The following is a 12,722-nucleotide window of genomic DNA, read 5'->3' as shown; positions in this document are numbered from 1 at the left end:
AACGCCTCCCCGAAATCGGTGTTACCCACGGTATTTACTGGTGGGTAGGGGAGTTGGGAACACTTCGAACAAGACAATTGCTCAACTTTTTCAGGAGGTCACGCACATGACTGAAGATCAGCAGCCCGAAGCGTTCCGGACCGAGCACGACTCGATGGGTGACGTACAGGTGCCCCTGAACGCCAAGTGGCGCGCGCAGACCCAGCGCGCGGTGGAGAACTTCCCCCTGTCGGGCCAGCGGCTGGAGCGCGCCCACATCGCGGCCCTCGCTCGGGTCAAGGCAGCCGCCGCCGTGGTGAACGCCCGCCTGGGCGTGCTGGACGCGGACCTCGCGGAGGCCGTCCGGTCGGCCGCCGAGGAGGTCGTGGACGGCCGTTGGGACGAGCACTTCCCCCTCGACGTGTTCCAGACGGGTTCCGGCACCTCGTCCAACATGAACGCCAACGAGGTGATCGCCACCCTCGCCACCGAGCGGCTGGGGCGCGAGGTGCACCCCAACGACCACGTCAACGCCTCGCAGAGCTCCAACGACGTGTTCCCCTCCTCCATCCACATCGCCGCCACCGCCGCCGTCACCGGCGAGCTGATGCCGGCGCTGGAGCACCTGGCGGCCTCGCTGGAGCGCAAGGAGACCGAGTTCGCCGAGGTGGTCAAGGCCGGCCGCACGCACCTGATGGACGCCACCCCGGTCACCCTGGGGCAGGAGTTCGGCGGGTACGCGAGCCAGGTCCGCTACGGGGTCGAGCGGCTGCGGGCGGTCGTCCCCCGGCTGGCCGAACTCCCGCTGGGCGGGACGGCCGTCGGGACCGGCATCAACACCCCGCCCGGGTTCTCCTCCGCCGTGATCGCCGAGGTCGCCCGGGCCACCCGGCTGCCGCTGACCGAGGCCCGCAACCACTTCGAGGCGCAGGGCGCGCGCGACGCCCTCGTGGAAACCTCCGGAATGCTGCGGACCATCGCCGTATCACTCACCAAGATTTCGAACGACCTGCGCTGGATGGCCTCCGGACCGCGCACAGGATTGGCTGAAATCAATCTCCCGGATCTGCAACCGGGGTCCTCGATCATGCCCGGAAAGGTCAATCCGGTCGTCCCGGAGGCCGTCCTGATGATCGCCGCCCAGGTGATGGGGAACGACGCGACGGTCGCCGTGGCAGGTGCCGCCGGCAATTTCGAGCTCAACGTGATGCTCCCGGTGATGGCCCGGAACCTGCTCGAATCGATTCGCCTGCTCAGCAACGGAACCCGGCTCCTGGCCGACCGCACCGTGGACGGGATCACCGCGAACGCCGAGCGTGCCAGGGAGTACGCCGAGTCCTCGCCCTCCGTGGTGACCCCGCTGAACCGCTGGATCGGGTACGAGGAAGCCGCCAAGGTCGTCAAGAAGGCGCTCGCGGAACGCAGGACGATCAGGGAGGTCGTACTGGAGTCCGGCTACGTGGAACGCGGAGACCTCACCCTCGAACAACTCGACGAGGCATTGGACGTCCTGCGGATGACCCGCCCCTGACCCGGCCCCGAGCTGTTACCGGACAGGGGCCGAATCCGGTCGTTTACCGTCCCCGGGCACCTCGGTGACCTGCGCCGCAGCCACCGTAGGGGCGCCAGCCCTAAGATCTGCGCATGACAGGTACCTTCCGGCCCGGGGACGGCCCGGCGCGGCGCGAAGCGCGCGACGGGGCGCGGGACACGCACTGGACGCCCGGGGAGCAGATCCTCTGGCGCTACCGCGACCACGCCCCCGGGCTGCGGGGCCCGGTCCACATCTGCCGCCCGGTCACCGTCGTGCAGGACACCGACGAACTGCTGGCGGTGTGGATGGCGCCGGGCACCGAATGCGTCAAGCCGGTCCTCGCCGACGGCACGCCCGTGCACCAGGAGCCGCTCGCCACCCGCTACACCGCGCCGCGCACCACCGTACGGTCGCACTGGTTCGGCAGCGGCGTGCTGAAGCTGGCCCGGCCCGGGGACCCGTGGTCGGTCTGGCTGTTCTGGGACCGGGGCTGGCGGTTCAAGAACTGGTACGTGAACCTGGAGGAGCCCCGCGCCCGGTGGGCCGGCGGGGTGGATTCCGAGGACCACTTCCTCGACATCGCCGTCTACCCGGACCGCAGCTGGGAGTGGCTGGACGAGGACGAGTTCGCGCAGGCCCAGCGGACCGGCCTGATGGACCCGCACCGGGCGCGACGGGTGCGGGAGGCGGGCCGCGCGGCGGTCGAGGTGATCGGCGCGTGGGGGGCTCCGTTCTCCGGTGGCTGGCCCGACTGGCGGCCCGATCCGACCTGGAACGTTCCGCCTCTCCCCGAGGATTGGGACCGCACCCCGGCGCATATGACCTCATGAGACCCTTGATGCGCCCCCGGGGTTGAAACGTAGGATCGTCCTCCGCCGGTCGTGCGCGGGGCGAAAGTCGGGTCCCGGGATCACAAATGACCTGCGGCGACCGGTACTTGACCGGGGGTCAACGCTGAACGAGAGGTAACGAGCGGGACGCGGAACCAGGGGGCGGAGGTGTCCCCGCCGCTGAGCGGGTATACCGCGACTGACCGAGTTGAGTGCAGCGCACATCCAGCGCAAACGGACGGAATTCCACGCGTGACGGAGTACCCCACCTCCCAGGAGGGCCCGCAGCCCGCCGGTGCCTCCGGCGGAGGGTCGGACGAGGCAGGCCACGGCAAGGCCCCGATCGCGGCCGCCGAGGCCGTACGCACGCATGCGCAGGTTCCGGTATCCGGCCAGGGCGGCGCCGCCGAGGTACCGCGTCCGCGCGGCGCCGGCGCCCCGGGTCCGGGCTCCGGACAGCCCGCGGAGGCCGCCCGTGCCCCGGGGCACGGCGCGGCGGACACCGGTCCCGGCGGCGCCCGCACCCGCGACGACGAGGCCGCCCGCAACGCCGGCCGGCGTGACGCGGCGGACGCCGGACCGGGCCCCGCGACGCCGGGGCACGCCGGACCGCCGGGCCCCCGCACTCCCCTCGGAACGGCCCCCTTGCTGCCCTCGGCTCCCGAGCCGCTTCCGGGCGCCGGTGGCGGGGCGGCGATACCGGGCTCCGGGACCGGGGAGGTGACGGCGGCGCGCCGCGAGGGCGACCGGCTGCGGTTCGTCGGCGCCGCGACCCGGCGCATCGCCCGCGGCATCGACCTGGACGAGATCGTGCTCGGCCTGTGCCGGGCGACGGTGCCGACCTTCTCCGACGCGATCCTCGTGTACCTGCGCGATCCGCTGCCCGTCGGCGACGAGCGGCCCGTCGGCCCGGTCGTCCTGCGGCTGCGGCGCACCGACCGGCTCCGGCCGATCGACGACCTCACCGACGGCGGTACGGGCGAACCCGCCGGGGTCACGGGGGTCGCCGGGGCCACCGGCGCCGCCGGGGAGCTCGACTTCAGCCAGCTCCCGCTCGTCGGCCCGCAGGGTGACCTGCCGGCCGCCGAGCTGTGCGAGATCCGCCCGGGCGGGGCCCTCGCCGAGGTGCTGCGCGGCGTACGGCCGGTCTTCGGATCGGCCGCCGGGGCCAAGGACGCACTGCCGGAGCTGCTGGGATCCGAGCATCCCGTGCCGCGCGGCCAGCGGGCCATCCTGGCCCCGCTGCGGGGCCGCCGGCGCGTGATCGGCGCGGCGGTGTTCCTGCGCACCCCGGACCGGGACGCCTTCGAGCAGAACGACCTGCTGGTCGCCGCGCAGCTGGCCACCCACACCGCGCTCGGCATCGACAAGGCGGTGTTGTACGGCCGCGAGGCGTACATCGCCGACGAGCTCCAGCGCACGATGCTGCCCGACAGCCTGCCCCAGCCCACCGGGGTCCGGCTCGCCTCCCGCTACCTGCCGGCCGCCGAGACGGCCCGGGTCGGCGGGGACTGGTACGACGCCATACCGCTGCCCGGCAGCCGGGTCGCGCTGGTCGTCGGCGACGTGATGGGCCACTCCATGACCTCCGCCGCGATCATGGGCCAGCTCCGCACCACGGCGCAGACCCTGGCGCAGCTGGACCTGCCGCCCGCGGAGGTCCTGCACCACCTGGACGAGCAGGCCCAGCGGCTGGGCTCCGACCGGATGGCCACCTGCCTCTACGCGGTCTACGACCCGGTCTCGCACCGGATCACCATCGCCAACGCCGGCCACCCGCCGCCGGTGCTGCTGCACCTGGGCGGCCGCGCCGAGGTGCTGCGGGTGCCGCCCGGTGCCCCGATCGGCGTAGGCGGCGTCGACTTCGAGGCCGTGGAGCTGGACGCCCCGGCCGGCGCCACCCTGCTGCTGTACACGGACGGGCTGGTGGAGTCCCGGCTGCGGGACGTGTGGACCGGCATCGAGCAGCTGCGCGAACGGCTGGCGACCACGGCCCAGCTGACCGGGCTGGACCACCCGCCGCCGCTGGAGGCGCTCTGCGACGACGTCCTGGACATGCTCGGTCCGGGCGACCGGGACGACGACATCGCCCTGCTGGCGGCCCGTTTCGACGGGATCGCGCCGAGCGACGTCGCGTACTGGTTCCTGGACCCGGAGGAGACCGCTCCGGGCCGGGCCCGCCGGTTCGCCCGCCGGGCGCTGACCCGGTGGGGTCTGGAGGAGCTCAGCGACTCCCTGGAGCTCCTCGTCAGCGAGGTCGTCACGAACGCCGTGCGGTACGCCGAAAGGCCCGTGACGCTGCGGCTGCTGCGCACCGACGTGCTGCGCTGCGAGGTCGGCGACGACTCCCCGCAGCTGCCCCGGCAGCGGCGGGCCCGGGACACCGACGAGGGCGGGCGCGGCTTGTTCCTGGTCAACCGGCTGGCGCGGCGCTGGGGCGCCACCCGGCTCAGCAGCGGGAAGGTGGTCTGGTTCGAGCTCCCGTTGCCGGGAGCGAATGACCGGCGTTGACTGGGTACGCGCGGGAGGGTGCCTCGTTCCGGCGTGAGCCGGGGGGGGGCCGCCAGTGATCCCACCCGACCCCCAGGGGAGGCCGCTCATGACCCAGGACGTGCCGAAGGTCCGGTACACGACGAACAACGCCGGGATCCCGGTGGAGAGCGACGAGCACTCGCTCACCATCGGCCCGGACGGTCCCGTGCTGCTCCAGGACCACTACCTGATCGAGAAGATGGCCCAGTTCAACCGTGAACGGGTTCCCGAACGGGTGGTCCACGCCAAGGGCGCCGGCGCGTACGGGGACTTCCGGGTGACGAACGACGTCAGCCAGTTCACCCGGGCGGACCTCTTCCAGCCGGGGCGGCGCACCCAGGTGCTGGCCCGGTTCTCGACCGTGGCCGGCGAGCAGGGCTCCCCCGACACCTGGCGGGACCCGCGCGGCTTCGCCCTGAAGTTCTACACCGAGCACGGCAACTACGACCTGGTCGGCAACAACACCCCGGTCTTCTTCGTCCGTGACCCGAGCAAGTTCCAGGACTTCATCCGTTCGCAGAAGCGGCGGCCGGACAACGGGCTGCGCGATCACGACATGCAGTGGGACTTCTGGACGCTGTCCCCCGAGTCGGCGCACCAGGTGACGCTGCTGATGGGCGACCGGGGCATTCCCCGGGGCTACCGGCACATGAACGGCTACGGCTCGCACACCTATATGTGGGTCAACGAGGGCGGCCAGAAGTTCTGGGTGAAGTACCACTTCCACACCGATCAGGGCATCGAGTTCCTGCCGCAGGAGGACGCCGACCGGATCGCGGGCGAGGACCCCGACTTCCACCGGCGGGACCTGTTCGACGCGATCGCGGGCGGCGACGCGCCGGGCTGGACGCTGAAGGTGCAGGTCATGCCGTTCGAGGACGCCCCGGACTACCGGTTCAACCCGTTCGACCTGACGAAGGTGTGGCCGCACGCGGACTACCCGCTGATCGAGGTCGGCCGGATGACGCTGGACCGCAACCCCGAGGACTACTTCGTCCACATCGAGCAGGCCGCCTTCGAGCCCTCGAACCTGGTGCCGGGCATCGGCCCGTCGCCGGACAAGATGCTGCTCGGCCGGCTGTTCTCGTACCCCGACGCGCACCGCTACCGGATCGGGGCGAACTACGCGCAGCTGCCGCCGAACCGGCCCCGGTCGCAGGTGTCCTCGTACGCGAAGGACGGTGCGATGCGCTACGAGGCCGCGGCGACGGCGCGCCCGTACGCGCCGAACTCCTACGGCGGCCCGGCGGCCGACCCGGGCCGCTCCGGCGAGCCGGCCGGTTGGGCGGCGGCGGGCGAGATGGTGCGGGCGGCGTACGACCTGCGCAGCGAGGACGACGACTTCGGTCAGCCGGGCACGTTGGTGCGGCAGGTGATGGATGACGCGGCCCGGGAGCGGCTGGTGTCGAACGTCGCCGGGCACTTGGCGGACGGGGTGAGCGCGCCGGTGCTGGAGCGGGCCCTGCGGTACTGGCGGGCCGTCGACAAGGGCGTCGGCGACCGGATCGCCGCACGGTTCGACCGGCCCTGAGGGGCCACGCGCAACACGGAGCGCCGTATCCGTACGCACCACCGCCCCGCAGCGTGATCGCTGCGGGGCGGTGGTGCGTACGGATACGGGTACGGGCGGACCGTACCGTCGGCTACTCCTCCTGCGGCGGGTTGGGCCGGGGGAAGATGAACGACTTCGTCGGATCGGCGGTCTTCGTCGGGTCGACGGTCTTGGTCGGATCGACGGTCTTCGTCGGGCCGGTCGACTTCGTCGGATCGGGCTTGGTGGTGCTCTGCGACGGGTTCGGCGAGGTCGACGGCCGGCTCGGAGTGATGCTCGGCGTCGGGCTCGTCGAGGGCGAGGTGGAGGGAGCCGGCGGGGACACGCTGCGGCTCGGCGCGACGGGGGTGCCCATGCGTGCCTCGGTGAGGCTGAACTCGGCCGTGTCGACGCCCTTGAGCGCGGCGAGGGTGTAGGCCTTCCAGATCTCGGCGGGGAAGCTGGAACCGCCCGCTCGGCCCTTGCCGGCGGTGCCGGTCAGGGTGACCTGCTTGTGCGAGTTGGGGTCCTCACCGAACATCGCGACGATGGTGACCAGTTCCGGGGTGTAGCCCGTGAACCAGGCGGCGACGTTGAGTTCGGCGGTACCGGTCTTGCCCGCGGCCTGGTAGGCACCGCTGCGCACGGCCTGGCCGGAGCCCTCGGCGACGACCCCGGTGAGCACCTTGGTGACGGTGTCGGCGGTCTGGCGGGAGATGGCCTGGCCGCCGATCGGGTTGACCGGGGTGAACTCGCCGTCCTTGTGCTCGGCCGACTTGATGATGGTCGGGGTGACCTTCTTGCCGTGGTTGTCGAGTGTGGCGTAGACGGCGGCCATCTCGACGGTGTTGGCGCTCATGGTGCCCAGCGACATGGCCGGCTGGTTCTCGTCCCAGCCCTTGCGGTCCACCATGCCGAGCTGGAGCGCCGTCTTCTTCACGTGCTTCGGCTTCGTGTCGACGATCATCTGCGCGTACACCGAGTTGACGGAGGCGTTCGTGGCGTCCTGGACCGTCATCATCGGGTCGCCGTAGTTGAAGTCGTCCTGGTTCTGCGGGTTGAACGGGATGTCACTGCCGACGACCTTGCGCTTGCTCGTGCCGTCGTACAGGGCGTTCGGCGAGATCTCCTTGCCGTCCTGCGTGCTCGCGTTGTTCTCCAGGGCGGACGCCAGCACGATCGGCTTGAAGGTCGAGCCGGGCTGGTAGTCGGTGCGCAGCGCGTTGCTCGCGGACTTCTCCGTGAGGCCCTGGCCGCCGTACATCGCGACGATCGCGCCGGTCTTGGGGTCGACCGAGGTGGCGCCTGCCTGGACGTTCTGGTCGACGGGGCGGTCCTTGGTGTTCTTCCGGTCGAGCTTGGACTCCAGCTCGTCCTGGACCGCCTTCTCCAGCGCGGCCTGCTTCTTCTTGTCGATGTTGAGGACGATCGTCCAGCCGCCGGCCGCGATGTCGGCGTCGGTGATCTTCTGCTTGTTCAGCTCGACCTCGGCAGCCTGGACCAGGTAGCCCTTCTGCCCCTCCATGCCCGGGCGGGGCTTCGGCTTGATCGGCTCCTGGAACTTCAGGGTCTTGCGCTTGGCCTCGTCCAGCTCGCCCATCTCGACCATGTTGTCGAGGACCGCGTTGAAGCGGATCATGACGAGGTTCTTGCCGTTCGGTCCGGCGGTCGCCCAGTCGTACTGGCTGGGGGCCTGGATGACGGCGGCGAGGTAGGCGCCCTGTTCCAGGGTCAGCTTCTCGGCGTCGACGCCGTAGAAGGCCTGGGCCGCGGCCTGGATGCCGTAGGCGTTGCGACCGTAGAAGTTGGTGTTGAGGTAACCGGCGAGGATGTCGTCCTTCTCCATCCGCTGGTCGACCTTGAGGGAGATGATCAGCTCCCGGACCTTGCGGGTGGGCGACTGGTCCTGCGTCAGGTAGTAGTTCTTGACGTACTGCTGGGTGATCGTCGAGCCACCGGCGGTGCCCTTGCCCCGGAGGGTGTTGAAGAGGCCGCGGCCCACGCCCATCAGGTCGATGCCGCGGTCCTTGTAGAAGGACTTGTTCTCGATCGCGATGAACGCGTTGCGCACGTCCTCCGGGATCTTGTCGATCGGGAGGTTCTCGCGGTTGACCTCGCCGGTGCGGGCCATGACCGAGCCGTCGGCGTACTTGTACGTGTTGCTCTGGAGCGTCGCCGTCTTGTTCGGGTCGGTGGGCTCGTCCACGAGGAAGTAGAGGAGGACGACCGTGCCTATGCCGAGCAGGATCATCACGAAGAAGGCGCCGAGGATCTTCTTCCAGGTGAAGAAGCGGCGTATGCCGGTTGGTCTGCCGGCGCTGCCATTGGCGCGCCCGCGCGGCGTATTCCGCGCACCGCTGCGCTGCTGCGCTCGTCGCGCTTCTGCTCGGCCCATCGCTCCCGCTCCGCTCGATTACCCCCCCGACGTCAGCTCAGAAAACTAACACCGCAGGCTGTGACAAAGGTTGGTCATCCCTGATCAATACCGGTCAATTCGGACGTGAGAATCAGCACCCACTCCAATGGAACCGACGCTCACGATGCCTGAAGGGTTGCGGACTCCGCAAAAAGTGATATCACTTTGATAGACGCTTCGGCCCGTCCCGATCGGACGCCGAGCAACAAACGGGGGTATTCCATGACAGCGACAGTGGGCACACGACCGAGCGAAGTACGGGAGTTCGCGGCACGCAGTGTCGGCGGGGGCCTGGCCCTGCTGGGCGGACTCGTGGGGGTGATCGCGGGGGCGGCCGTGATCGTCGTCGGCGCGCAGGCCTCGACCGTCGCCGCGCAGGCCTCCTTGATCCTCCTGGGCATCCTGGTGGCCCTCGCCTCGGTCGTCGCCATGAGCGGGCTCAACACCGTGGCGCCGGGCGAGGCCCGGGTCGTCCAGCTCTTCGGCCGCTACCGGGGCACGATCCGCGAGGACGGGCTGCGCTGGGTCAACCCGCTCACCTCCCGCGAGAAGCTCTCCACCCGGGTGCGCAACCACGAGACCGCCGTCCTGAAGGTGAACGACGCCTACGGCAACCCGATCGAGCTGGCGGCCGTCGTGGTGTGGCGCGTCGCCGACACCGCGCGGGCCGTGTTCGAGGTGGAGGACTTCACCGAGTTCGTCGAGACGCAGACCGAGGCGGCCGTCCGGCACATCGCGATCGAGTACCCCTACGACTCCCACGACGAGGGCGGACTCTCGCTGCGCGGCAACGCGGAGGAGATCACCGAGAAGCTCGCCGTGGAACTGGCGACCCGCGTCGAGGCGGCGGGCGTGCACATCATCGAGTCCCGCTTCACGCACCTCGCGTACGCTCCGGAGATCGCCTCCGCGATGCTCCAGCGCCAGCAGGCCGGGGCCGTCGTGGCGGCCCGCAAGCAGATCGTCGAGGGCGCGGTCGGGATGGTGGAACTCGCCCTCACCCGCCTCGCCGAGGAGGACATCGTGGACCTGGACCCCGAGCGGAAGGCCTCCATGGTCTCGAACCTGATGGTGGTGCTCTGCGGTGACCGCGCGGCCCAGCCCGTCATCAACACGGGCACCCTCTACCAGTGAGTCCCGCAGGCGGCGTCCGGCCCGGCGCCGAGCCCGAGGGCCCGGAGCAGGGCCGGTCCGGTCCGGAGGAGGGCGGTCCGGGGCCGGTCGACCGGCCCCGGGCCGGGAAGCAGGCGCGCAAGCAGGTGCTGCTGCGCCTCGACCCCCAGGTGTACGAAGCCCTCTCCCGCTGGGCGGGGGAGGAACTGCGCAGCGCCAACGCGCAGATCGAGTTCCTGCTCCGCCGGGCCCTGTCCGACTCGGGCCGGCTGCCGGGCGGGGCCGCCCCGATCAGGCCGCGCGGCCGTCCGCGCAACACCCCGGAGTCCTGAGGGCTCCCGGCCGGCCCACGCCCCCGCCCACGGCGTGTGGAAGCCTCCCGGAGCCGGGGCGGCCGGGTACGCTCGGCGCGTCCCCTCCGGCCCGCTCAGCGAATTCCGAGGCGCGCGTGCGACCGACCCCCGGTGTGACCTCCACCGGCCGGCGGGCCGCCCGGGCCGCGGCCGGCGCCTGCGCGGCCCTCGCGGCCTGCTCCGGCCTGGTGTGGGCGGCGCTCACCCTGACCGACGCGACGCCGGACGACCCGGCCGCGCCCGCTCCCTGCGCCTACACCGCCACCCGCGGCGGCAAGGGGCCGGGCCTGCCGCCCGCCGGCTTCGCCGGGGCCGCCCGCCCCTACACCGCCGACCTGGTCACCAACCGGGGCACGGTCACCATCGAGGTCCTCACCGCCGCCGCGCCGTGCGCCGCGCACTCCTTCGCCCACCTCGCCCGGAAGGCGTACTTCGCCGGCGGCGCCTGCCACCGCCTCACCACCAGCGGCATCTTCGTGCTGGAATGCGGGGACCCGGCGGGCGGCGACGCCGGCGGCCCCGGGTACTCCTTCCCCGACGAGAACCTGACGGGCGCCGCCTACCCGGCGGGGACCGTCGCCCTGTCCAAGGCGGCGCCCGGCCGCAACGGCAGCCGGTTCTTCCTCGGGTACGCCGATCCGGCCGTTCCCATGGACCCCGCCTGGACCCCGTTCGCCAAGGTCGTCGGGGGCCTCGACGTGCTGCGCCGGATCGCCGCGAACGGCACCGCCGACGGCAGTACGGACGGGCCGCCCGCGCGGCCCGTCGTACTGGAGTCGGTGACGGTGCACCGCCCTCCCGGCGACCGCTGAACCGGCGGACGCGCGGGCAGGGCCCGTACGGTCAGGAGCCGCGGCGCAGCAGGACGAAGCCGTCCTGCTCGGCCTCCGTCCGGTAACCGCCGCCCGTACGGGCCTCGTCGAGGGCGAGGGCCTCCTGCACCCGCGACAGCGGCCAGCGCCGCTCCGGCGCCACCCGGGTGTCCACGATGATCCACTGCGGGGAGGGCCGGCTGTCGGGCCAGCCGTGGAGGCTGACGCCGGCGCGGTCGGCGAGGTGCGGGACCAGGGCGTCGGAGGCCTGGACGGTGGCCCCGTCGGGGATCCGGTCCATCAGCCGGTGCGCCACCTCGACCCGGGGATCGTCGCGCCAGGTCAGCGGCCTGACCGACTGCCACAGGGGGAAGTGCGGGAGCAGCAGCAGGGTCACCGCGGCGCACCCCGCCAGGTAGCGGTGCAGGCTGGGGCCCCGCGTACCCCGGCGGTGCAGGGCGTCGACGAAGGCCACGAAGACGATCGGCATGACCAGCAGCGAGTAGTGGTACCCGGTGCCCCAGTGCGGCGGGTAGCCCGAGCCGAAGCGCCACAGCAGCGTCGGCAGGGCGACGAGCACGAACGGGGAGCGCAGGGCCAGGAACAGGCTCGGGGCGAGCACCAGGATCAGCGTCGTCACCTTCTCCTGCGGGGTGATCAGCCCGAGCGTCCACGCGCGGACGAACTGCGCCGCGCCGCCGCCCGTCCCGGCCTGCTCGGCGCTGCGCGCGCCGTGCGAGGCGAGGTAGCCGTCGAGGCCGCCCGGATGGAAGGCGGGCAGGACGACCAGCAGCGCGAGGACGCTCGCCAGCAGACCGGCGACGGCGGTCGCGACCCCGAGGCGCCGCGCCCCGCGCCAGGCGATGACCAGGCCGATCGCGGCGACCGTGAAGCCCATGTCCTCCTTCACCAGGACGAGCGGCAGCGCCCAGCACGCGGCGGCGCGCGGCCGACCGTCGCCGAGGGCGGTCAGGGAGCACACCAGGAGCGGGACGGCGAAGGCCCACTCGTGGAAGTCGAAGGCGACGGCGGCGGCGATCCCCCAGGACAGGCCGTAGCACGCGGCGATGACCGCCGCGGCGGGCGGGCCGAGCACGCGCCGCGCCCAGAACGCCAGCGGCAGCACGCTCCCGGCGATCAGCCCTGCCTGCGCCACGAGCAGCACCTTCGCCGACGGCCACAGCCAGTACGCGGGCGCCAGCAGCGCCAGCACCGGAGAGAAGTGGTCGCCCAGCACGGGGAAGTCCGGCCCCTTCACCTCGGAGACGGGCAGCCGCCCCTCCGCGTAGGAACGCACGACCTGTACGAAGATCCCCAGGTCGAAGCTGTGCGAGAGCAACTGTTCGTGGATGCGCAGCGACAGGAGCAGGTAGGCGAAGAACAGCGACCCGGCCAGGGCCCAGGCCCACCACGCGACACGGGGAGCGGCCGGGACCGGCGCCCCGGCCCGCGTCCGGGGATCCGGGCCGGACGGCTGTGGGGGGAGCTCCGCGGTCTGCGGGGTACCGGCGGGGGAAGCGGGCATGACGCGCCTTTCGGGGATGCGGTCCGCGTACGGGGCCCGGAGACGGCCCCGCCCTCAACGTGCCGGCCGGGTCGGGCGCCCGGCCCGACCCGGCTCC

The 12,722-nt window shown here is 72.0% G+C and carries 9 protein-coding genes; 7 read left to right on the top strand and 2 right to left on the bottom strand.

Annotated elements, in window-relative coordinates; all coding sequences use genetic code 11:
* The first annotated feature begins 106 nt into the window (after positions 1-106).
* The 4 genes from ACFY0I_RS01830 to ACFY0I_RS01815 all read left to right on the top strand — a co-directional run bounded on the left by ACFY0I_RS01830 (position 107) and on the right by ACFY0I_RS01815 (position 6,406).
* On the top strand, positions 107-1,510 hold the full coding sequence (locus ACFY0I_RS01830) for a class II fumarate hydratase (RefSeq protein WP_388888728.1): 1,404 nt from the start codon (positions 107-109) through the stop codon (positions 1,508-1,510).
* A gap of 113 nt (positions 1,511-1,623) precedes the next feature.
* Positions 1,624-2,343 (top strand): DUF402 domain-containing protein, encoded by a 720-nt coding sequence (locus ACFY0I_RS01825; protein ID WP_388888726.1) that lies wholly within the window; start codon positions 1,624-1,626, stop codon positions 2,341-2,343.
* A 252-nt stretch (positions 2,344-2,595) separates the two neighbouring features.
* Complete coding sequence (locus ACFY0I_RS01820; RefSeq protein ID WP_388888723.1) at positions 2,596-4,854, top strand: SpoIIE family protein phosphatase; 2,259 nt, start codon at positions 2,596-2,598, stop codon at positions 4,852-4,854.
* 88 nt (positions 4,855-4,942) lie between these two features.
* Positions 4,943-6,406: a catalase gene (locus ACFY0I_RS01815; RefSeq protein ID WP_388888720.1), complete on the top strand. Its 1,464-nt coding sequence runs from the start codon at positions 4,943-4,945 to the stop codon at positions 6,404-6,406.
* A gap of 112 nt (positions 6,407-6,518) precedes the next feature.
* On the opposite strand, the gene ACFY0I_RS01810 is transcribed toward ACFY0I_RS01815, so the two are convergent.
* Positions 6,519-8,801 carry a transglycosylase domain-containing protein gene (locus ACFY0I_RS01810; RefSeq protein ID WP_388888717.1) on the bottom strand — a complete coding sequence of 761 codons (2,283 nt, stop codon included), beginning with the start codon at positions 8,799-8,801 and terminating at the stop codon, positions 6,519-6,521.
* A 243-nt stretch (positions 8,802-9,044) separates the two neighbouring features.
* On the opposite strand from ACFY0I_RS01810, the gene ACFY0I_RS01805 reads away from it, so the two are divergent.
* From ACFY0I_RS01805 to ACFY0I_RS01795, 3 genes are all read left to right on the top strand, one after another.
* A complete protein-coding gene (locus ACFY0I_RS01805; protein WP_388888715.1) occupies positions 9,045-9,956 on the top strand; it encodes an SPFH domain-containing protein in 912 nt (303 codons plus the stop codon).
* Entirely contained in the window at positions 9,953-10,267 is a 315-nt protein-coding gene (locus tag ACFY0I_RS01800) for an AT hook motif protein (protein ID WP_388888712.1), read from the top strand. The genes ACFY0I_RS01805 and ACFY0I_RS01800 overlap by 4 nt, the downstream gene beginning before the upstream one ends.
* A 116-nt stretch (positions 10,268-10,383) precedes the next feature.
* A complete protein-coding gene (locus ACFY0I_RS01795) occupies positions 10,384-11,100 on the top strand; it encodes a peptidylprolyl isomerase (protein ID WP_388888709.1) in 717 nt (238 codons plus the stop codon).
* A 31-nt stretch (positions 11,101-11,131) separates the two neighbouring features.
* Here ACFY0I_RS01795 and ACFY0I_RS01790 read toward each other — a convergent pair whose 3' ends face one another.
* Entirely contained in the window at positions 11,132-12,625 is a 1,494-nt protein-coding gene (locus tag ACFY0I_RS01790) for a DUF2079 domain-containing protein (RefSeq protein WP_388888706.1), read from the bottom strand.
* Positions 12,626-12,722: the final 97 nt, after the last annotated feature.

It is taken from the genome of Streptomyces sp. NPDC001568 (assembly GCF_042893755.1).
In the GTDB taxonomy this organism is placed as follows: domain Bacteria; phylum Actinomycetota; class Actinomycetes; order Streptomycetales; family Streptomycetaceae; genus Streptomyces.
This window is presented reverse-complemented; position numbering and strand designations above follow the sequence as displayed.

Bases quoted from the DNA above. Each gene is read 5' to 3' on its own strand.
- ACFY0I_RS01805 (WP_388888715.1), top strand. From the start codon at position 9,045: ATGACAGCGACAGTGGGCACACGACCGAGCGAAGTACGGGAGTTCGCG.
- ACFY0I_RS01825 (WP_388888726.1), top strand. From the start codon at position 1,624: ATGACAGGTACCTTCCGGCCCGGGGACGGCCCGGCGCGGCGCGAAGCG.
- ACFY0I_RS01815 (WP_388888720.1), top strand. From the start codon at position 4,943: ATGACCCAGGACGTGCCGAAGGTCCGGTACACGACGAACAACGCCGGG.
- ACFY0I_RS01830 (WP_388888728.1), top strand. From the start codon at position 107: ATGACTGAAGATCAGCAGCCCGAAGCGTTCCGGACCGAGCACGACTCG.
- ACFY0I_RS01790 (WP_388888706.1), bottom strand. From the start codon at position 12,625: ATGCCCGCTTCCCCCGCCGGTACCCCGCAGACCGCGGAGCTCCCCCCA.
- ACFY0I_RS01810 (WP_388888717.1), bottom strand. From the start codon at position 8,801: ATGGGCCGAGCAGAAGCGCGACGAGCGCAGCAGCGCAGCGGTGCGCGG.